At 38.4% G+C, this 20,747-nt stretch carries 25 protein-coding genes; 10 read left to right on the forward strand and 15 right to left on the reverse strand.

Annotation, left to right across the window (positions count from 1 at the left end; translation table 11 throughout):
* Positions 1 to 139 precede the first annotated feature (139 nt).
* Positions 140 to 1,681 carry a gluconokinase gene (gene gntK, locus V2145_RS15275; RefSeq protein WP_311859218.1) on the reverse strand — a complete coding sequence of 514 codons (1,542 nt, stop codon included), beginning with the start codon at positions 1,679 to 1,681 and terminating at the stop codon, positions 140 to 142.
* Between the two features lie 21 nt (positions 1,682 to 1,702).
* Positions 1,703 to 2,599 (reverse strand): phosphogluconate dehydrogenase (NAD(+)-dependent, decarboxylating), encoded by an 897-nt coding sequence (gene gnd / locus V2145_RS15280; RefSeq protein WP_094913014.1) that lies wholly within the window; start codon positions 2,597 to 2,599, stop codon positions 1,703 to 1,705.
* A 148-nt stretch (positions 2,600 to 2,747) separates the two neighbouring features.
* On the opposite strand from gnd, the gene V2145_RS15285 reads away from it, so the two are divergent.
* Both V2145_RS15285 and V2145_RS15290 read left to right on the forward strand, forming a co-directional pair.
* Positions 2,748 to 3,593 carry a MurR/RpiR family transcriptional regulator gene (locus V2145_RS15285; protein WP_311859223.1) on the forward strand — a complete coding sequence of 282 codons (846 nt, stop codon included), beginning with the start codon at positions 2,748 to 2,750 and terminating at the stop codon, positions 3,591 to 3,593.
* Positions 3,594 to 3,721: 128 nt separating this feature from the next.
* Complete coding sequence (locus V2145_RS15290; RefSeq protein ID WP_311859226.1) at positions 3,722 to 4,195, forward strand: GNAT family N-acetyltransferase; 474 nt, start codon at positions 3,722 to 3,724, stop codon at positions 4,193 to 4,195.
* Positions 4,196 to 4,238: 43 nt separating this feature from the next.
* Here V2145_RS15290 and V2145_RS15295 read toward each other — a convergent pair whose 3' ends face one another.
* A complete protein-coding gene (locus V2145_RS15295; protein WP_311859228.1) occupies positions 4,239 to 4,781 on the reverse strand; it encodes a phosphatidylglycerophosphatase A family protein in 543 nt (180 codons plus the stop codon).
* Positions 4,782 to 4,986: 205 nt separating this feature from the next.
* Between V2145_RS15295 and V2145_RS15300 the strand changes: the two genes are divergently transcribed.
* The 4 genes from V2145_RS15300 to V2145_RS15315 all read left to right on the forward strand — a co-directional run bounded on the left by V2145_RS15300 (position 4,987) and on the right by V2145_RS15315 (position 7,237).
* Entirely contained in the window at positions 4,987 to 5,388 is a 402-nt protein-coding gene (locus V2145_RS15300; protein WP_311859231.1) for a hypothetical protein, read from the forward strand.
* Between the two features lie 98 nt (positions 5,389 to 5,486).
* On the forward strand, positions 5,487 to 6,212 hold the full coding sequence (locus V2145_RS15305) for an alpha/beta hydrolase (protein WP_330987979.1): 726 nt from the start codon (positions 5,487 to 5,489) through the stop codon (positions 6,210 to 6,212).
* A gap of 83 nt (positions 6,213 to 6,295) precedes the next feature.
* A complete protein-coding gene (locus V2145_RS15310; RefSeq protein WP_094913020.1) occupies positions 6,296 to 6,808 on the forward strand; it encodes a YjcG family protein in 513 nt (170 codons plus the stop codon).
* Between the two features lie 6 nt (positions 6,809 to 6,814).
* Positions 6,815 to 7,237 (forward strand): GNAT family N-acetyltransferase, encoded by a 423-nt coding sequence (locus V2145_RS15315; RefSeq protein WP_131887331.1) that lies wholly within the window; start codon positions 6,815 to 6,817, stop codon positions 7,235 to 7,237.
* A 77-nt stretch (positions 7,238 to 7,314) separates the two neighbouring features.
* Here the strand turns inward: V2145_RS15315 and V2145_RS15320 are convergent, their stop codons facing one another.
* From V2145_RS15320 to V2145_RS15330, 3 genes are read right to left on the reverse strand one after another with little or no spacing between them, the layout of a single operon-like run.
* On the reverse strand, positions 7,315 to 8,424 hold the full coding sequence (locus V2145_RS15320) for a GerAB/ArcD/ProY family transporter (RefSeq protein ID WP_330987980.1): 1,110 nt from the start codon (positions 8,422 to 8,424) through the stop codon (positions 7,315 to 7,317).
* A gap of 23 nt (positions 8,425 to 8,447) precedes the next feature.
* The gene (locus V2145_RS15325) at positions 8,448 to 9,659 is read right to left on the reverse strand and encodes a Ger(x)C family spore germination protein (protein ID WP_330987981.1); all 1,212 of its coding nucleotides are present in this window, start codon (positions 9,657 to 9,659) and stop codon (positions 8,448 to 8,450) included.
* On the reverse strand, positions 9,649 to 11,250 hold the full coding sequence (locus tag V2145_RS15330) for a spore germination protein (protein WP_131887334.1): 1,602 nt from the start codon (positions 11,248 to 11,250) through the stop codon (positions 9,649 to 9,651). The genes V2145_RS15325 and V2145_RS15330 overlap by 11 nt, the downstream gene beginning before the upstream one ends.
* A 482-nt stretch (positions 11,251 to 11,732) precedes the next feature.
* On the opposite strand from V2145_RS15330, the gene V2145_RS15335 reads away from it, so the two are divergent.
* The gene (locus V2145_RS15335; RefSeq protein WP_330988147.1) at positions 11,733 to 12,410 is read left to right on the forward strand and encodes a DUF421 domain-containing protein; all 678 of its coding nucleotides are present in this window, start codon (positions 11,733 to 11,735) and stop codon (positions 12,408 to 12,410) included.
* A gap of 63 nt (positions 12,411 to 12,473) precedes the next feature.
* On the opposite strand, the gene V2145_RS15340 is transcribed toward V2145_RS15335, so the two are convergent.
* A complete protein-coding gene (locus V2145_RS15340) occupies positions 12,474 to 12,716 on the reverse strand; it encodes a hypothetical protein (protein ID WP_311859243.1) in 243 nt (80 codons plus the stop codon).
* 164 nt (positions 12,717 to 12,880) lie between these two features.
* Here V2145_RS15340 and V2145_RS15345 point away from each other — a divergent pair, with 164 nt between their 5' ends.
* Positions 12,881 to 15,190, forward strand: coding sequence for an ATP-dependent helicase (locus V2145_RS15345; protein WP_330987982.1), 2,310 nt, complete (start codon positions 12,881 to 12,883; stop codon positions 15,188 to 15,190).
* A gap of 41 nt (positions 15,191 to 15,231) precedes the next feature.
* Here the strand turns inward: V2145_RS15345 and V2145_RS15350 are convergent, their stop codons facing one another.
* The 5 genes from V2145_RS15350 to V2145_RS15370 all read right to left on the reverse strand — a co-directional run bounded on the left by V2145_RS15350 (position 15,232) and on the right by V2145_RS15370 (position 16,833).
* Positions 15,232 to 15,492 (reverse strand): stage VI sporulation protein F, encoded by a 261-nt coding sequence (locus V2145_RS15350; RefSeq protein ID WP_025908120.1) that lies wholly within the window; start codon positions 15,490 to 15,492, stop codon positions 15,232 to 15,234.
* A 219-nt stretch (positions 15,493 to 15,711) separates the two neighbouring features.
* Positions 15,712 to 15,834, reverse strand: a complete 123-nt coding sequence (locus tag V2145_RS15355; RefSeq protein ID WP_094913028.1) for a YjcZ family sporulation protein — start codon at positions 15,832 to 15,834, stop codon at positions 15,712 to 15,714.
* An 82-nt stretch (positions 15,835 to 15,916) separates the two neighbouring features.
* Entirely contained in the window at positions 15,917 to 16,096 is a 180-nt protein-coding gene (locus tag V2145_RS15360) for a hypothetical protein (protein WP_094913029.1), read from the reverse strand.
* A 70-nt stretch (positions 16,097 to 16,166) separates the two neighbouring features.
* On the reverse strand, positions 16,167 to 16,325 hold the full coding sequence (locus V2145_RS15365; RefSeq protein ID WP_179289296.1) for a hypothetical protein: 159 nt from the start codon (positions 16,323 to 16,325) through the stop codon (positions 16,167 to 16,169).
* A gap of 70 nt (positions 16,326 to 16,395) precedes the next feature.
* Entirely contained in the window at positions 16,396 to 16,833 is a 438-nt protein-coding gene (locus tag V2145_RS15370) for a hypothetical protein (protein ID WP_330987983.1), read from the reverse strand.
* 252 nt (positions 16,834 to 17,085) lie between these two features.
* Between V2145_RS15370 and V2145_RS15375 the strand changes: the two genes are divergently transcribed.
* On the forward strand, positions 17,086 to 17,817 hold the full coding sequence (locus V2145_RS15375) for a hypothetical protein (protein WP_330987984.1): 732 nt from the start codon (positions 17,086 to 17,088) through the stop codon (positions 17,815 to 17,817).
* A gap of 107 nt (positions 17,818 to 17,924) precedes the next feature.
* Complete coding sequence (locus tag V2145_RS15380) at positions 17,925 to 18,782, forward strand: hypothetical protein (RefSeq protein ID WP_330987985.1); 858 nt, start codon at positions 17,925 to 17,927, stop codon at positions 18,780 to 18,782.
* A gap of 45 nt (positions 18,783 to 18,827) precedes the next feature.
* On the opposite strand, the gene V2145_RS15385 is transcribed toward V2145_RS15380, so the two are convergent.
* The 3 genes from V2145_RS15385 to fabI all read right to left on the reverse strand — a co-directional run bounded on the left by V2145_RS15385 (position 18,828) and on the right by fabI (position 20,612).
* Positions 18,828 to 19,163, reverse strand: coding sequence for a DUF1360 domain-containing protein (locus V2145_RS15385; protein ID WP_253346769.1), 336 nt, complete (start codon positions 19,161 to 19,163; stop codon positions 18,828 to 18,830).
* Between the two features lie 63 nt (positions 19,164 to 19,226).
* Positions 19,227 to 19,700: a CotO family spore coat protein gene (locus tag V2145_RS15390; RefSeq protein ID WP_330987986.1), complete on the reverse strand. Its 474-nt coding sequence runs from the start codon at positions 19,698 to 19,700 to the stop codon at positions 19,227 to 19,229.
* Between the two features lie 129 nt (positions 19,701 to 19,829).
* Positions 19,830 to 20,612, reverse strand: coding sequence for an enoyl-ACP reductase FabI (gene fabI, locus V2145_RS15395; protein ID WP_025908127.1), 783 nt, complete (start codon positions 20,610 to 20,612; stop codon positions 19,830 to 19,832).
* Positions 20,613 to 20,747: the final 135 nt, after the last annotated feature.

The raw sequence follows: 20,747 nt of genomic DNA on the forward strand, positions 1-20,747 counted from the left end.
TCAATTACCTTTTAGCCGAAAACGATTTCATCAATTACTTAGATTATATGAAAAAATTTTTCTTAATTCAACCTTATTTTCGAAAAAATAATATTTTAATGTAAAAAAAGTACCAAAAGGTACTTTTTTTGTGATTTTATTATTCCACATGTTTCTTTTGAAAGCTTGCGATATTCGCATATTCTTCACCTAGTAAACGAGATAAGCGAATATAGATAGGTGTTAGTTCTTCATAAATAGAAACATTCTCTTTAATTGGCTTATGATGATGCGTTGCTCCTACCATATCGGAAACAACTTCAAGAGAATCGACTTCTCCTAAACCGTACATGCCTAAAATAATTGCTCCTAAACAAGAGCTTTCAAAGCTTTCAGGCACCGATACGTCTTGATTAAAGATATCAGCCATCATTTGACGCCATAGCGGTGAACGAGCAAACCCACCTGTTGCTTGAATTTGCTTGGGCTCACCAATAAGCTCTTCAAGTGCTAATAAAACTGTATAAAGGTTAAAGATAACACCTTCTAGTACGGCACGAATCATATGCTCTTTTTTATGATGTAAGCCAAGGCCAATGAATGAACCTCTAGCATTAGCATCCCAAAGCGGCGCTCTTTCTCCAGATAAATAAGGATGGAACAGCAAGCCATCCGCTCCTGGCTTCACCGTGTTTGCAATATCCGTTAGCATTTCGTACGGATCTTTCCCTAAGCGCTTAGCCGTTTCGACTTCGGCTGCACCCAGCTGCTCTTTTGCCCATCTGAAGATCATTCCACCATTGTTGACCGGGCCACCAATTACCCAGTGGTTTTCTGTTAACGCATAGCAGAAAATACGGCCTTTTGGATCTACAACCGGACGATCCGTTACGGTACGAATGGCACCGCTTGTTCCAATTGTTACCGCTACAACTCCAGGTTTGATTGCATTTACACCAAGGTTTGAAAGCACTCCGTCACTTGCTCCAACAATAAATGAAGTCGTAGGTAAAAGGTTCATTTCGTTTGCAAGCTCTGGATTTAAGCCTTTCATACAATGCGTCGTTGATACCGGCTTTGATAGCTTTTCAGCTGATACGCCGCTTACTTTTAACGCTTCTTCATCCCAGTTTAAGCTCTTTAAGTTAAACATACCTGTAGCTGATGCAATTGAATAATCCACTACGTATTCGCCAAACAGCTTATGAAACACATATTCTTTAATGGAAATGAATTTATGAGCTCTTTTCACAATATCTGTATGCTCATGAGATAGCCAAGTCAGCTTTGCTAATGGTGACATTGGATGAATAGGTGTTCCCGTACGCAGATAAATCTCATGCCCGTTCCACTCATTCTTAATCTTCTCTGCCCACTTCGCACTTCTGTTGTCTGCCCACGTAATACACTTTGTGATTGGCTTACCGCTTTCATCTACTGCGATGACGCTGTGCATCGCAGAGCTAAACGATACGCAAAGAATATCTTCCGGATTCACATCGCTTTCCTTCATCACACCTTTAATCGTTGTAATGACAGCTTGAAAGATTTCCTCCGGGTCTTGCTCTGCTACATCCGGTACGGGTGCATATAAAGGATACTCAATTCCCTTTCGTGAAAGAGCCGTTCCATCTTTTGAAAATAGAACGGACTTTGTGCTTGTTGTACCGATATCAACTCCGATTGCATATTTGGTGCTCATGCTGCTTTCCCCCTTGTTTGATTATTTCTTAACTGTGCTATGTCCTCCGAACTCATTGCGAAGAGCTGCTACTACTTTCCCCGTAAACGTATCTTCCTCTAATGAACGGTAGCGCATCATTAAGGATAGTGCAATCACAGGCGTTGGTGCTTGTAAATCAAGCGCTTCTTCAACCGTCCACTTTCCTTCACCAGACGACTGCATAACCCCTCTAATTTCATCTAATTTCGGATCTTTAGAGAACGCATTCTCCGTTAGTTCCATTAACCATGAACGAATAACTGATCCGTTGTTCCAAACGCGCGCTACCTTTTCATAATCGTAGTCGAATTGGCTTTTCTCAAGCACTTCAAATCCTTCAGCAATTGCTTGCATCATGCCGTATTCGATACCATTATGAACCATTTTTAAGTAGTGGCCGCTTCCGCATTCACCAGCATATAAATAGCCGTTTTCTACACAGATATCTTGGAATAATGGCTCGATTGTGCCAAATACTTCTTTATCTCCACCAATCATTGTACATGCTCCGTTTCGAGCACCTTCCATACCACCGCTTGTACCTACGTCAAAGAAGAAAATACCTTTTTCTTTCAGGTCGTTGCCACGGCGTACAGATTCTTTATAGTTAGAGTTACCTCCGTCAATGACAATGTCTCCTTCATTTAATAAACCCTTAAGCTGCGCTAACGTTTGTTCTGTTGCATCTCCTGCTGGAACCATTACCCAAACAACTTTTGGAGATGGTAATTTTTCAATTACTTGCTCTAATGAGTCAAACGCTTCTACGCCTTCACCATTCATTTTTGTTACTGCTTCCTTATTTAAGTCGAATGCTACGACATTGTGATTGTGGTCACGTAAATTTAATGCTAAATTGTAACCCATTTTTCCTAAACCTACTAAACCTAATTTCATGATGTATGTCCTCCAGAAAAAAATTTTCTTGTCTATTTACTATTATACGAAATTTTTTTCATGACCGCAAACGATTACAAGAAAATTTTTTTCGTTAATTATTCTATGCTATACTAGCTTTACAAATATTCTGAAAGGAAATTAGTTTATGACGCAAAACTGCTTAGGAAACATTCGATCTCATTATGCTCGCTTTAGCGATAAGGAAAAGAAAATCGCGAATTATATTTTAGAACACCCAGAAGATATTATTCACAGCACGATTAATGAAGTTGCTGATAACCTAAACGTTGCCGATGCGACGGTTTTTCGCTTTTGCAAACGAATCGGCTTTAAAGGCTATCAAGCTATGAAGATTTCTTTAGCAGCTGAAATTATGACGCCTATTCAGCAAATCCATGAAGAAATTAATGAGGATGATAATGAACGCGTCATTGCTGAAAAAATTTTCCGCTCAAATATTCGAACGCTTGAAAACACGCTTCAAATTTTAGACAAAGAAGCGATTGAAAAAGCAACTAACCTCCTGCAGCAAGCCAAAAAAGTTTACTTTTACGGTACAGGAGGATCCGCTATTATCGCCATGGATGCTTACCATAAATTTGTTCGAACGGGTACGGAAGTGTTTGCGTTTATTGACTCTCACTTTCAGCTTATGTCAGCATCACAGCTAGCAAAACATGATGTCGCAGTCATTATCTCCCATTCAGGTACAAATAAAGATACGTTAAACATTTTGAACACGGCAAAGCAGCACGGTGCGAAAACAATTGGAATCACGGGCTTTCCAAAATCACCTCTTAGTCAAAATGTAGACGTTGCCCTATATACAAGCTCTGAGGAAACGGAATATCGTTCTGAAGCCCTCGCTTCTCGAATCGGCCAACTTAGCTTAATTGATGCTCTTTACGTCAATATTATGATTGCCAATAAGGAGAAAGCAAAGCACTCTTTAGAAAGAGTACGAGACGCCATCTCAGAAACACGCATTTAAAAGCCTGTGATACGATAACGCAGGCTTTTTAACATTCCTTCTTTTTTTTCATATGCTATAAGTATTCACGCTAAGTGGGCTTTTAATTAGTCAAACGTAAACTGATAAAAAAGCAGGTGAAACGAAAAATGGAAATCGTCTACCGAACAGCAAGCATAAATGACTATCACGGCGTTAATGCGGTTTTAAAAGAATCTTTAGAGCTTCACGCCCACGCTTTACCCTCTTTATTTACCACAGACCACGTCGTCGTTTCTTTCGAACAGTATCAGGCCATCCTATACTATAACTCCACTGACATTCTAGTCGCTGAACACAACGGTCGTATCATCGGTGCTTCCGTTGTTGAGCTAAAATATTCTCCTCCTGTTGACGATCAATCTTTCATGTACACTGCCTACATTCAATATTTTGGTGTTCGAAAAGAGTGGCATAATTACGGAATTGGAAAAAAGCTATTTCATCGAACGAAAGAATGGGGGCGTAAAAAAGGAGCAAGTGAGCTGCAGCTAACCGTATGGGCTTTTAACCAAAAAGCCAAATCCTTTTACGAGAACCTTGGACTCACCTCTCTTAGTCACCTTCTTTCTACTAAACTCTAACAAAAAAAGCGAGATGCATATTCTCGCTTTTTTCACGAAATAATTATCGTTTCTCCAGAGATTCTTGGTAGCTTTCTAGTTCATCTCGCTGACGGTGAGCCAAGCGACTTGCTGCGCTTGAAGCAACGCTCGCAATTAAATCATCTAAGAATGTATGAACCTTATGCTCATTCTCTTTTTTACAATCTAACTTTTTAATTACGCCTACTTTTACCTTATCTAGATAACCAAACGTCGTTACAGCAATGCTTCCATATGTAAGAACTGCTCCTAACGCAATGGTTTCATCAATGCCGAATAGCCCTTCATCTTGCTCTACAATGCTTTGAAGAGGTTCTGAAAGCTTACCTTGTTCCGCTAATTTATCTAGTTCAATACCGACTAAAAGCGCATGCTGAATTTCACGTTTTTGCAAGACACGCTCAACGCTTTCTCCACATTGTTGAATGGTTAAGTCTGGGTGGTAAGGAAGCTGAAGATCATACACAATTTCTGCAATATCAAATACTGAAACGCCTCTTTCTTCCAATAAACTCAGCGTCGCTGCCGTTACTTCTTTACTTGTTGGGATTTTTTTGGATGTCATCTTCTCCCTCTCCTTTGTCTAATGATGTACATGCTACTTACCTTCAATAGTTCTACACATCCACTCAAAACCCTTTTTCACTAAGACTTCTACCATACACAATTATGCGAATCTGCTTATTAATTGGTATAATCATTTTATTAATTGAAAGAAAAAAGGAGGGACAGCGTAAAATCATCCCTTTAGGTATTGATTACGCACCAGCATGGCACAACACGAAGAAGAATATAAGCCGAAAAGGCTTGGGAAAATTATTTTATTAGCTGCAATCGTCATCACAGCACTGTTTTTTATTAGTCAAATTATCTTTTTGCTCATTTCAGGATTTAGCAGCAATAAAGACGAAGTTGCGTTTTTCGCAGGAAACCACTACTCCATCATTAATGAGGATGGCACGTATCGCTTATACGACAAAAAGACTCAAGGTGTCATTTTAGATAACGTGAATGGGTATTACTCAAATAACGCTGTTTACAGCTATATTAAAAATGAAGACGAATACGTCGTGATTAATGAACAAGAAGAAGAGTATATTGTTCGAGAAATTGATCCAAATAATCAAGAAGAGAAAGCTCTTTTGAAGAAATTCACGCCATTGTCTGACTAAATTGCTCAGACGATGGCTTTCTCTTTATCCCACTTACTTATAAATATGCTACAATAAAGGTAGCGTTTTCATTCACTATCAGTATAGGAGTCGATATCATGTCAGAAAGCAAACGTCATTTAGAGGAACTATCTTTTTACAGCGAGTCACTTCAAGAAGACGTGACGCTACTTGTGTATTTGCCTTCAAACTATTCAACGCTGTATAAGTACTCACTGCTTATCGCACAAGATGGGAAAGATTATGTCATGTACGGCCGAGCGCCTCGCTTAATTGATGAGCTTATGAAAGAATCGGCCATCGATCGCACCATTTTTGTTGGTATCCCTTATAAGGATCCGTCTGATCGTCGTGAAAAATATCACCCAAACGGCTCACAGAACGAAGCATATATTCGCTTTTTAGCTCATGAGCTTATTCCGTTTCTTGATGAGAAGTATCCTACTTATCAGATGGGCAAAACCCGCACACTTATCGGGGATTCGTTGGCTGCTACCGTTTCTTTATTAACAGCTATCCAGTACCCAAACACGTTCGGCAACGTTATTATGCACTCACCGTTTGTGAACGAAGCTGTACTACAAGCCGTAAATGAATTCTCAACTCCTTCTCTGCTTGATTTTTATCACGTTATCGGCACACAAGAAACAGCTGTGAAAACAACAAAAGACGGCGTATTAAATTTTATAGAGCCGAACCGACAGCTTCATGAAGCAATGAATTCTAAAGGCTATGCTGTCTTTTACGATGAATTTGATGGCGATCATACGTGGAAATATTGGCAAAAAGATATTAAACGTTCACTTGAAATGATGCTTCGTTAGAAAGATGTCACATTGTCGGAAAATTTGTTATACTAAACAAATGATATACATATTTTAAATCATTTATGTTGGAGGGATTTTTTATGAAATTTGGCGTTGTTCTTTTTCCATCAAAAAAACTGCAAGATGTAGCGAACTCTTACCGAAAGCGTTACGACCCTCATTATTCATTAATTGCACCACATTTAACGGTAAAAGAAGTATTTGAAGCTTCAGAAACTGAAATAGAGCATATTGCTACTCAGCTTCGTCAAGTTGCAAAAGATGCTAAGCCATTTACGCTAAACGTAACCAAAGTTAGTTCATTCTCTCCTGTGAACAATGTGATTTATTTAAAAGTTGAACAAAAAGCTGAACTAACGGCTCTTTACAATATGTTACATGAAGGGCAACTCGAACAGCCGACTGAACATACGTTTATTCCACATGTCACTATCGGGCAAAGACTTTCAGATGATGAACATCTAGATGTATACAGTCAGCTTAAATTAGTAGACGTTGCGCACGAAGAAGTTATCGACCGCTTTCACTTAATGTACCAATTAGAAAACGATACATGGACGGTCTTTGAAACATTTAGATTTGGAAAGGAATAAAGTCCTATGGAAATTAAAGTAGTAACAACACAAGACGAGCGTGAAGATGCTTACTATGTAAGACTAAAAGTGTTCGTTGAAGAACAACAAGTCGATGTGGAAGAAGAAATCGACCAGTACGAAGAAGAAGCAACGCATCTTGTTGTGTATGATGAGGGAAAACCAGTTGGGGCTGGTCGCTTACGCGTAGTGGATGGCTATGGCAAGATGGAGCGTATTTGCGTAATGCCTTCACATCGACAAGCTGGAGTTGGCAAGCTTATCATGAACAAAATGGAAAGCCTAGCCGTGGATAAAGGCTTATCGAAGCTAAAGCTCCATGGTCAAACCCATGCCGAAGGCTTCTATGAAAAGCTCGGGTACGTAACGGTGTCAGGTGAATTTATGGATGCCGGTATCCCACATGTAGAAATGGTTAAAAAGCTGTAAAACCGTAGTTTCTTACAGTCATACTAAACAGCGCGCTGCCTCCAAGCAGCGCGCTGTTTATTTACGTCAGCATTACTTCAAACTTTTTTGCTAGAGGTTTTCTTTCGATTTCGTAAAAATGCTACAAAAAGAAGTAAAAGCGGAATAACTACAAAAAGAGGAATATGTAAAATCTTCATTACTATCTTTAAGCCTTCTTCAAGATGCTCTTGAATATTGCTTGCAATCATGATTGATGTGAATAGAATAATGATTCCAAAAGGATAGGCAAGGCGTGAAGGTGATTGAACGTTAAATAAACTTGATGCACCTATAACAGCCGCGTAAAACAAAATGCTTACTTTCAAAAAAATCCCTGTTACCATCGCAATCATAAAAAAGACATCTAATCGTTCTAAAAAGTTGGCTACCTGTATGGTTTGAACAGTAGTCAGGAGTGGAAACTGCGAACGAGAAGTTAAATCTACTCCTAGTACGCCTATGTTAATCAGCATCGTAATAGTTAAATTAATTCCGCTTAGTGCTGTTGCCCCTAGCAACGTTCGTTTAGCATGTCTAGGGTTATTTAAATAAGGCAAAATCATTGTAAATACAATAGCTTCTGCAAATGGAAAATACAATGTTTCTGTAAATACTACTTTTAAAAGAGGAGACAACCCTTCTTCTAACACCGGTTTCCAATTTGTCGTATCGATTAAACCTGACGTTACAATTAAGATAAAACCTGTAACAGCAAGAATATACATAAAGATAAAAAGCAGTTCCCCTGAACGAGCAATGACTTCAATCCCATTGTAAACCATATAGATAATCACAAGAATTAGTAAAGCATTCGCTATAAATAGAGGCGTATCTGGATAGGCAAACGTTAATAGCATTTCACCAAAATCACGTAGAACCCTTGCAGCATCATACATAAAATAAACAATGTATAGAAATGCCACTACTGTTCCAATCACTTTCCCCAAAATTTCTTGCATGTATTCTGTAGGTAAAAGATTTGGATAGTACCAATAAATTTTATGATAGACTAAAAAGAGAACAAAGCTTACAATCATCCCCATCAAGATTACTAACCACGCATCTTGCTTAGCATCCATTGCAAGAGGTACCAATAAAGCACTTCCCATTTGAAAAAGAACCATTAAGACGAAGAGCTGAATAGCACTAATTCTTGCTTTCTCCATTTCATTGGCACCTCCTTTTATCTCTATTTTACATCTGAAAGAAACGATTTATTTCGTAATCCAGCGCGACGAACATAGGCCTCTACTTTCACATCCACAGTTAGTTCAGGAAAGTAAGCATCGCTCCACTCAGGCTCTAGTTTCTTCCATTTTTTTGGACTGGTACGATGAACAACTTCTCCAAAGCCAAAAACGTCCGTTTTTTTGCTCTGCGCATGTTCAATGCTTTTCGTTAGTTCTTTTTTAATTTCTTTCCCAATCGCCTCTTCGATTTCTCTAATAACCTTTGGGTTCGTTATATCTATCGGTACATTTAATGCCCCAATCTCCCCTTCCACACGAGTATGAACAGTCATATGAGGCTTACCGCTTTTTAGTTGTGAAGATACGTTTGTTTTTTGACGAACCGTTTGATAAGCTATTGCTTCCTTGGTGCCTTCCCAATCGATATTAATATCCGTACCTTGAATCTTATCAAGAATCCATACTGTTCCTCTGGCTGTTTCTCCGTATAACCAGTCTACTAACTTCCCTTCCTTCAAAACTGCAATTCCAGCAGCACGGAGCGTTGCCTCTGGCGCACTCTCCTCCAAATTCCCTAATTTTTGTGCTTGCTCTTCATTACCAACTACACGAAATCCAGAAACAATGGTTTGCTTCCCAGGAGAATGAATACCTTTCATCACGTCTTGGAGTGATGCTTTTATCGTTCCTCCCCACCGCCTTTGAGAAAATTCCAAGGTCTTTAAAATTTTATTTGCTGGAATTTTGTCAATAGGAGTTAATGCTTTGACAAGAGCTGCAGCTGTTGAGTTGCTTGCAATTGTAAAGGTAGAGGTAATTCGGAATTCTGGATCTCTATCTAATGCATCAATTAAAAGATTTACGCCATCTTCCTTTGCAAGCCTCTCCCCAATTACAACAAGGTTTGTATGAGCATAATATAATCGTCTTGAGATTTTAGTTGAAGCACGCCTGCTTGCCTCAACTAAATTATCACCTTGAGCTGAATACACCGTAACGGGGGGACTTTGAGAACCTCCTCCTCCTTGAAAGCTTCCAGCTACGTTGCTAGGATTAATGATCTGAAGTGTTAAATCATATTTACCATCTTCTGTTTTATCAATGCCCATTGCTGCTACAATAGCCAGGTCGGTTAATTCTTTTTTGCTCCAACAGCCTGTTAAAAGAAAAAGTATAAGTATTAATAGAAAAATTCTCTTATTATGATTCACTGTTGTCACCCTCTTGAGAAATATTTCTTTTCATATTCCGACCTGTGGGAGGACCAGATTTCTCGTTTTCTTCTCGAACTGAATTATCACTCACTAGTCGTGGACGATTTCTTAAATTCCACCACGGTAATCTTATAACTGTATCTCGATTGTCCCCTGGTATAAACGGTGCAAAAGGAGCCATGTATGGAATACCAAATGAACGTAAGCTACAGAGATGAACAATCATTAACAGTAGCACTAAGATAATTCCATAAAACCCAAACGTTGCTGCACCTAGCATATATAAAAACCGAATTAACCGAGCGGAAATAGCCATATCAAAAGCTGGAGTGGCAAAGCTAGCTATAGCTGTAATTGAAACAACAATAACCATCGCAGGAGATACAATACTTGCTTGTACTGCTGCTTGCCCGATAACGAGTGCTCCTACAATTGATACGGCTGATCCAACTGCTTTTGGTAACCTGATTCCTGCCTCCCGTAGGATTTCAAAAGTCAATTCCATGAGGAGTGCTTCAACAAAAGCGGGAAACGGCACGGCTTCTCGCTGAGCGGCAATCGCTACAATGAGCGTTGTCGGTACCATTTCTTGGTGAAAAGTTGTGGCAGCGACATAAATAGCTGGAGCAATGAGCGAAATAAGAAACATAAAGATTCGTAATAAACGAATAGATGTTGCAATGTCAAAGCGAGCATAGTAATCTTCTGGAGATTGAAAGAACTGCGTAAAAACAGCTGGAACAATTAATACAAAAGGCGTTCCGTCCACAAATATAGCGATTCGCCCTTCTAATAAATTCCCCGCTACTACATCTGGTCTTTCCGTATTATAAACAGTAGGAAACGGCGTCAATGTTTGATCTTCAATAAATTGTTCAATATACCCCGATTCAAGGATACTGTCGATATCGATTTCTTTCAGCCGGTTGCGTACTTCTTGAATAATTTCTTCTTTCACAACGCCGTTTATGTACATTAGATTGACCTTCGTTTTCGTTATTCGGCCTATTTTCAAAGACTCTGTCCATAAATCAGGGCTCTTAATAATACGCCTTACCATTGCTAGGTTTACTCCTATAGACTCTGTAAATGCAGCTTTTGGCCCACGAACAACCATTTCAGTAGTTGATTCAGAGATAGCTCGAGTTTCTCCCCCAGCAGTACTAGCGCTTAGCACTTTATTTATTCCATCTACGAGTATAATTGTGTCACCTGCTGTTAAGGATAAAAACACATCTTCCCACTTATTAATAACCGATAAATCATCAGTAGTTACGATACTTTTCGAAATCACATCTAAAGCATTGTTTACAGTTACATTCGTTTTGCTTGGCTCTTTGGTTATAGAATCAATTAAAGAATCTTGAATAGATTGATTGTCTACAATTCCTTCTATATAAATAATTGCAACTTCTATCTCCAAATTCAGCCCTAATTTTAAATGTCGAACAACTATATCCGAACTGTCACCCATTTTCCGTGCGATGTACTGACGGTTTGCTTCTAGAGAAGATTCTACACAAGAATTAGAATCATTGGCCGTATGCGAATTCTTTTGTTTTTTTTGATTCTTAAAGAACGAAGGCATGAAATGAAACACCTTTCTTTTTATTTCTATTATCTTAACCTTACAGGGATTTCTTATGTGAGATTTTGCATTTTATATCTTTTTATAAATTGAGATAAAAAGGGAAGGTTACTTAAATGGAGTGTGTAAGCGATGAAAATTATAGGTATTGCTTTTCTAATGTTAAGCTGTTTAATAATCTTTTCCTTGGTTATTGATATTTCTCAACAATTCACTGTTCATGAGGCGCTAAACAATGCTATAAGTCCATTTCGCTTAATGGGCATTGGAGAAACTTTTACTCTTTGGTTACTTGTCCTTCTTTTTTTTGTCCAAGCATTTTATTTCTCCTGGAAGGACAGACGCAAAAAGAGGTAGGTACGCTTTGATGTAGATACAAGCAAAAATCCGCTTTGTATACATAGCTTTTTCATGTCAAATTTCATTGGATAAAAGAGCATTTATCTTTCCATACTAATAAACAAAGATGGAAACAAGGTGAAATAATGGAATTTATCAGGATTGCTTCAGAGTTGTTTGTAGGCTTTGTTTGCTTATTTTTTTTAACGAAATTACTGGGGCGCGCCACCATTACGCAACTCACAACGTTCGACTTTATTTCAGCGCTTGTGCTGGGTGAATTGGTCGGAAACGCGCTGTATGATTCTGAAATAGGGATTGGAAAGATTGCATTTGCTGTAACTGTTTGGGGTGCACTCATTTACTTTACGGAAGTTATTACACAAAAAAATATTCCTTTTCGTTTGTTTCTCGAAGGGCGACCTTCCATTATTATTCGGAATGGCAAGCTTTCTTACAGAGAACTACAGCGTAACCGATTAGACGTAGATCAATTGTTGCACATGCTCCGCTCTAAGAACGCTTTTTCTATTCGCGAAGTAGCATATGCTATCTTAGAAACGGACGGCACAATGAGCGTTTTATTAAAGTCCGACTATGCGGCCCCTACTAAAGGTGACTTTCAATTACCTGTTACACAACCTACCCTTCCAATTGCCTTTATCAGTGACGGACGCATTTTGACTAAAAATTTAACGGAGTCAGGCTTTACAGAAAAATGGTTACATCAAGAAATCGAAAAACAAGGAATTCCTAGCGTTAAACAAGTATTATACGCAGAATGGCAACAAGGCGATGAACTCTTTATTCAAAAGTATTAGCATTTGTTAATACAGAATAAAAGCATTGCCTTCTTTATTTTTAGATTAACATCTCGAGAATATTTAGACTTTTTCGTTGATATAGGTTCCTTTTGGAATATCTTGCTCAATTACTTGCGGATCTTGCCTAGATCGATAGTGCGTATAGTTGTTCATAGAAGATAAAGGTAAAGTAGAGCTTCGCTTATTTTGTAAGCTCACGATTGGCTGGACAGATTGTACGGTTCGCAAAGTGTAGGTTTTCAGCTGGCTTCTTTGTGCATATTGAATCGATTGATACGGCGTAATAGGTAAGATATACCCCATACCCTCTCCTCCTTTTATAATCTTTTTCCCGTTTGAACAAAAGATATTCGACATTTTGCTTAGACAAGTTGTTTTACTCTCTACCTGTTCGATAGTCATTTGAATATGGTATGATAGTTTTTAGCTGTTTTAACAGAAATGAAATGATAAAGGAGGTCAGCTGTATGCAAAATGCTCTACATAACGGGAAGACGATTTCACTCGACACATTAGGTCGCAGTCAGTTTCAAATGATTTATGAAGCAGGAATTCGAAATGAATTAACTTGTGCTCATTGTAAGGAAACTGTTCATCTTGCAATCGGAATTCACCAAGCTCCTTATTTTTATCATCGCAATGCCCCTCACGAACGCTCAGAATGTATGAAACCATTCACCCAAAAACAACCCGTTCCTGTGCTGGCTTCAAGTACAAGCTATGAAGAACAAGGAGGGTTTCGAATTCCAAAAAGCAGAGCCATTGGGAAAAGCGAAGTAAAAAATGAACTTCAATGGAAAAATTCCACTTTTTTCAACCCAATTCCTGCTTTTTCAGCATCAAAAGCGGAAGTGAAAGAAGCGAAATCATCCTATTCTCATGCATTGCAGGAACATCAAATCGTGTTAGATACAAATCAGTGGAGCTCAGTTACTCACTTTGAAGGTCCCCTTTTAATTTTGGCTGGGGCAGGAAGTGGAAAAACGAGAGTATTAACCGCTCGTACTGCTTATATGATCCAAGAGCATAAAATTGATCCGCGTTCAATTATGCTCGTAACGTTTACATCAAAAGCAGCAAAAGAAATGAAGAACCGTCTCACATCTTATCCTGGAATGTCACCATCAATCATTAAGCAGATGCTTGTCGGCACATTCCATAGTATTTTTCTGCGGATGGTTGTTCATCATGCCCCGGATTCTTGGCAAATGAGTCGATTGTTAAAATGGGATTGGCAAAAGGAACAACTTTTAAAAGAAGCAGGACGAGAAATAAATCTTGACGAAAAAGATTTTCCATTCGACCAAGCCATTCAACAGATTAGCTATTGGAAAAATACGCTTTTGGGTGTGAAAGATATTCGCCCTGCTAGCCAGTGGGAAGAGCAAGTTCACCACCTGTATACTCATTACGAACAAACAAAGCAAAAGCAAGGGTTATTCGATTTTGATGATATGCTGGACGGCTGCTATCAAATGCTTAGAGATAACCCTGAGCTTCTTGTTCGTTATCAAAAACGATTCAGATACTTTCTGATTGATGAATTTCAAGATATTAATAAAGTTCAGTATGCTATTATGAAAATGTTGAGCGCTGACTCTAAAAACTTATGCGTTGTAGGTGACGATGATCAGTCCATCTACGCGTTTCGTGGCAGTGACCCAAGCTTTATTTTGAATTTCGAAAGAGATTTTCCAGGAACGAAAAAAGTAACGCTTCACCAAAACTACCGCTCTGCTCATTCAATTGTTTCAGCTGCCAATAAGGTCGTTGAACGCAATACAGAGCGACATCCAAAAAATATGAAAGCACAGTTTCACCATGATCATATACCAACTTTTTTCTTTCCTTATGATGAAGAAGAAGAAGCCACAATGATTGTGCGAGATATAAAAGAGAAAGTTCAAGCCGGTGCATCTCCTTCTGACTTTTCCATTTTATATCGTACTCATGCTTCTTCACGTGCGGTCTTTGAACGGTTGTCACAGTCAAATCTTCCGTTTACCATTGAGCAAGATGCAGATTCATTTTATGAACGTCGGATTGTAAAAACAATGCTTGCTTTTTTACGCCTTAGCTTAGATCCAAACGATAATCAATCCCTGACTAGCATCGTTCAGGCATTATTTTTAAAGAAAAATGTCTTAAATGATTTAAAGGCAATAAGTATTTTAAATGACGTATCATTTGTCGAGGCGCTTGGCCATTTAAAGGATTTAAAATCGTTTCAACAAAAGAAGTTGAAAAAGATTATTCCGCTGTTTTCAAGCTTAAAAAAGATGACGCCTGTTAATGCCATTGAAACTATTTCAAAAGATATGGGCTTTGATGACTTTGTCAAAAAGCGCGGAAATGAAGGGAATGCCATGGAAAAAGGGTCAGATGACGTTCGGGACTTAAGAGTTGTTGTACGTAAATTTTCAACCGTCAAAGAACTGCTTGACCACGCAGATCACATGATTGGTATGAACAAAGAGATGAAGGTTTTAAGTAAGCAGTTTAATGAGAGCGTTCATTTAACAACCATTCATCGGGCTAAGGGTCTGGAGTATAAACACGTATATGTTTTAGGTAACGTAGACGGGGGTATTCCGCATGACTATGCGCTTGAATCGTACCGAAACGGTGAGGTTGGTGCATTGGAAGAAGAAAGACGCTTGCTTTATGTAGCCATGACGCGAGCAAAGCTATCCCTATACCTATCCATTTTACAAACGCGAAGAGGAAAAACAGCTTACCCTTCTCGCTTTTTAAAACCTTTTTTAAAAACATACTAGTCATTTCATAAGTAAAGAGCCGGGGAATCCCGGCTCTTTACTTATTTCTTCTTCTCATTCAACATTTTAGAAATTGTACTAAAATCAATTGATTGGTTGTTGCTAGCAAGTGCTTTGACAATCTGATCTTCTTTTTGTTTTGAAATTGGTTTATTTGCAATTTGAGCTACACGTTTTACAATATTACGCACCGTTTGTTCATCCTTAAAATTGGCGTTTTGCACGGAGTTCGCTAGCTCGAAAATATCCTTCATATTAACGCCTGTTTTCTTTTCAATATTCTTAAACATATTGTTATCCATTTACATTGCCTCCTTTGGCATATAAAGCTTATGAAACCAAATTGTTTCTAGCCGCCATATTGTGTGAGAAGAAGCGGTTCTGTACGGAATACTTTATCGTATGCAACTGCTGCCCAGATGGTGACCACTTTTAATCGACGGTTTGTGAGGTACAATATCAAAATAAAGTACGAGTGAACGCTCACTCGTACTCTCTTTTACTATATTCAGTAGAAGGGATTAGTTGTAACATGCACAACCAATAATAACTAATAAAATAAATAGTACTACGATTAGCGCAAAACCACCGCCGTAACCACCACCGTAGCCACAGCCATATCCGCCGCCATATCCAAAGCCCATAATTACACCCCCTCTGTCCTTCTTCTCTATACAATATGTGATGGGGCATGAATTGGTATGGGCTTTTGGTCAAGAAATATTTTTATTGTCCAAACGGGTCATCATTATAAATATCATCAATCTGCTTTTCTTGCTGCTGTAATTGACGCTCTTGCTTTTCAAATCGCTGAGATAACTTTTCCACTTCATCCATCTTTTTTTCATGAGAACCAATGATTTGCTCTTCAAAAAATTTCTCTAATTGCTCAAAAAAATCTGCCACGTCATTCACCTCCATCTATACTATGTATAAGAAGAAAAAAAGTACTGCCAGGATAGGCAGTACAAACGGTTTAACGCTTCGGTAATTTAGATCCGCAACCACATCCACCTTGCTTTGGCATTGGCTTTTGTACAGGCTTTGAAGGATATTGAACTGCTTTTTTCATTACAGGCTGCTGATAGTAATGAGGGTGCGGGTGAGGGTATGCTTGTTTTTGATTATAATACATCCTATGGTCCCTCCTTTTCACAAAATGCAATCTATGACATTATATTCAGCTTGTAGTAAGAAGTTCAGTGTTATTTGTCCATTTTACGCTGCAGCTTTAAAAATAGATCCTGACTGTTCATATCACGCTCTCGATTCACCGCTTGTTGTCTCATTTTATGTCGCTGAACCCCGCTTAGCTTTTGCTGAAGTTCACTAAGACCTTGATTAATTGATTTATCAAATGATGAATATGCCTCTATTGCTTCTATCGGTGTTTCATCTTCCTCTACTTTTGCCTTCGGCTTTTGCTGAGCTTTTTTCTCCTGCTCTTTTTGTTCATTAATCATTGCTTTTAACCAGTCAATTTCTTCAACTAATTTTTTATTTTTTTCTCTGAAATTCTCTAAGTCTTCCTTAAGTTCTTCATAATTTAACTCTTCACTCTTATATTTTTGATATTCTTCCTTATAAAACTCTAACTCAGCTTTTAAGCTTGCAATATATTCTCTTACTTTTACTTCAGCCACAGCGATTCACTCCTTCATGTAAGCTAATTACTCATAAAATTTCTTTCTAGATGAATAACACTTTTTCTTAATATGAATATGCTGTAAGTGAGTTTATTATTTCCTTCAAATTTTATGCATGCAGCAAACTTTTCTAAATTCCGCTTTTGTCACGGTCACACAAAACCGGGTCATTCATACACTATAGTAGTCCGATACCTAGTTAACGAATAGCATAAAGGAAGGACAATTACGATTAGGAGGTAAAAAAGAATGGGAGAACATTTAGATTCATTATGTATTCGCGTTCCTAAAGTATATGATTGGGTGAAACGTGAAATCTCTTTAACGCGTCTTTATAGCAACGGTTCATTAGAGTTTGGCAACTTTGATCCTACATCACCTTATGTAGACGTTGAGGTTATCTTAACAGATGCAGCAGGCAATCCGCTTGACTTAAACGATGAAGATGCAATTGCAGAAGTGATCGAAATTCCAACATGTAAAAAACATGGACGCAAGCACAAAGAAATTTTATTACCGGATGGAGAAGTAGTTACTCTACACGAAGTAAAAGTATCTATGAGTGGTTTCTTTCGTATCAAATTTACAAGAAATGAGTTCGGTTGTGACGATCTAGGTACGCCAGGATGTTACTTGTCACCAGTCTTACCATGGTCTACAACACAGCGCTTCTACTTATGTGCACCAGAAGGCACATATCCAGTTGTTCGCTTAGACAACTTTGATGGTCAAGGAGACGTTCAATCCTTGCCAACTGGTGGATTCGAAAGCTTAGACTTAGAAATTATGCTTTGCGTTAGTGTTCAAGTAGAGCGTTATGTAAATATTGAAGTAGAAGGCAGCTATTGCCACCCTCGTCCAGAGCTTCTAGAAACGTTAGGATGCGGACCAATTATTCATCCACCACAATGCCACGAGTTATTCCCTGGTACTCATCACTCACACGAAGAAGATCACGGTGGAGAATACGAATTCGAATAAGTCAATGCATAATCAGAGGAGAATTTTTCTCCTCTTTTTTCATCGATAGCCGTTGCTTCGCATACATATGAAATATTGATAGCTACGTTACGAAAGGAGATTATATAATGTCCCCTTCATCTAAAGATGATTCAATGGTAATGCGCCAAAAGCTCATTCACTATAAATCTGAACTAAAAAATTATGAAAATCAGCTGAGACAGCTGGAACGAGCACTCGACCGAGAGAAAGAAAACGCCTTGTTTTGGAAAAACAAGCACGCTGAAGCCTATTCAATCAATGACAAAGATACAGAGCTTGAAGAGCTTGAAAGAGAGCTTTATCAGCTTAAAAATGAGCACTCAGAGCAAGCTATTATCATTGAGTCTTTAAAAGAAAGAATTTCTCGCAAGCATCCCATTATCGAAGAAAAAGTCATTGAGAAAATCATCGAAAAACCTGTTGAGAAAGTGGTAGAAAAGCGTGTAGAAGTAAAAGTTGATCGCTTTCAAGCGACTGACGTCATTAGTTATTTTCAACACTCTGTCTTGTTGCCAACTCCAGATGAGGAAGAAATGATGATCCTTGGAAACGCTATGATTACAAATCAAACAAGCAAACCGCTTGCTTCACCCGTTATCTGCTTAAAAGTAAAACCTCACGAAAACGTAGCACTAATTGGAAAGATTGTGGATGAAAAAGAAATTGAAGATTCCACTATTCCACCATCAGCCATTCAGTGGAAGTATGCTCATCCAAAATGGCGAGAAAGAATCAAACAAGAGGGTGAATATTGGATTAGACCTACCCGCTCTGCCCAGCTAGCACCTAATCAGCCATTGCGCTTTGAATCATTTCAGCTTCTCGTTCCAAAAGAACTAAGCTCATCTTTTGTTATTGTAGAAGGTTATTTTTACAGTGAAGAATGGAAGCAAGGCATCCCTTTTCTAAATAAAATCGTCCTCACTCTTCCGACAGAAGAATAAAAAACAATCGGCTGTAAGTCGATTGTTTTTTCTATGCCCGTCCATTTATTTCATAAATGATTCAATAATGCCTGCACATCCAGCAATGGCTAAAATAATGATTGCTGGAATAGCTACCTGTGGAAAAAACGTGTAGCCTGCATAAATTGCAATTGCACACCACATGCCTGTACACCAATAACAGCTTAAGAGTTCTCCAATCCATTTCCTAAGCCCTTTTCCCTTTACTGTTAAGTAAGTCATTTCATTGCCTTGTTCATCAACTTCCTTAACCATTTCGTGAAACGGCTGGCGAATAAAACCTGTGATTTTATCAAATACAATCAGCCTTGTGAGGCGAAACGTAGCAAAAACAAATAAAAATAAATAAATCCAGGTCATGTGAAACCCACCTTTACTGAAAAAAGCTAACAAGAAAAATTCGTTTGTTAGCTTTTTGCTTCTTTAAATCTTAACAATTGAAATCGTTATAATATCTTTGACAGGCACACGATTGGGCTTGTCATGTGGGGGAACTAAAATCGATAATTCACCGTCTGCAGATTCTACAATCGTTCCAATAAATGACTTTCCTTCTACGCTTATTTCACAAATGGGCTGTGCCATATGTTTTGGAAATCCACATAGAAAATTAATTTTTTCACTAATGTTCATATATTGAAATGCTTTATTTGGTTTCTTTTGCTCTTTGTGTTTATGAACATTCGCAGGTAACCCAGCTTTCTCAGGCTTAACTTCCTGTGATTTTACGTCCTGAATAGGTGAGAAAGTTGGTTCTTCTTTTAAAGGCTGCTGCTCTTTTTCGTTTTGCTTTGAACTATAAAAATATTGCATCGATCTTGTTGTTTGTGCTTGAGTGGGCTGCACAATATACATTAAAGGCTCGTTGTCTTCGGACCTTGAGCGAGAGTCAGTCATGAAGCATACCTCCCATTGCTTGTTATCGTTCTCTTAAAAATGTATGCTTGCTTTCTAGAAAACTTGTTTCTTTTTTTATGACCATACAAAAAAAGAGCGCTACATGTTGTAGCGCTCTTACAAGAACGATTAACGTCCAATAATATGGAAACCAGAATCCACGTGTAGGTTTTCGCCTGTAATTCCACGTGATAAATCGCTGAATAAGAATGTTGCCGTATCTCCAACTTCTTCTGGAGTTGTTGTGCGACGAAGCGGTGCACGCTCTTCAATTTGTTTTAAAATTGAGTTAAAGTCGCTAATTCCTTTTGCAGATAACGTACGAATTGGTCCTGCAGAAATTGAGTTAACGCGAATACCGTGCTGACCTAAGTCTGAAGCTAAATAGCGTACGCTAGCATCTAATGAAGCTTTAGCTACGCCCATTACGTTATAGTTCTGAACAACGCGCTCTCCGCCTAGATAAGTTAGCGTTACGATGCTTCCGCCTTCTGTCATTAGCTCTTTTGCTTCACGAGCAACAGCTGTAAGTGAATATGAGCTAATATTGTGAGCTAAAAGGAAACCATCACGAGACGTATCTACAAAATTGCCATCTAAATCTTCGCGATTTGCAAACGCAATACAATGTGCTACGCCATGAATATGGCCTACTTCTTCTTTAATTTTTGTGAAACATGCTTTAATGTCTTCATCTTGTGTTACGTCACAAGGTAATACAAGCGTATCTTCACGCTCTAATGAAGCTGCAAGATCGCGAACATTTTTCTCTAAGCGTTCTCCCGCATATGTAAATACTAAACGTGCGCCTGCTTCGTGCAATGAACGAGCAATTCCCCACGCAATGCTTCGTTTATTTGCTACTCCCATAACAACAAATGTGCGGTTCTCTAAGGATAAGCTTTTTAACATCTTTTAATATCCTCCTACTTATTACAAGTTATTAGTACCTGGTATTAATATAAGTATAACATAGGAGAAGTCTAAAAAGCTATCATTTATATCTACAAAAGAAGCTGAGACATAATAAAATGCTCGCTTTTTAAA

Origin of the sequence: Priestia sp. GS2, from assembly GCF_036409025.1 — a bacterium.
GTDB classification, from domain to species: domain Bacteria; phylum Bacillota; class Bacilli; order Bacillales; family Bacillaceae_H; genus Priestia; species Priestia aryabhattai_A.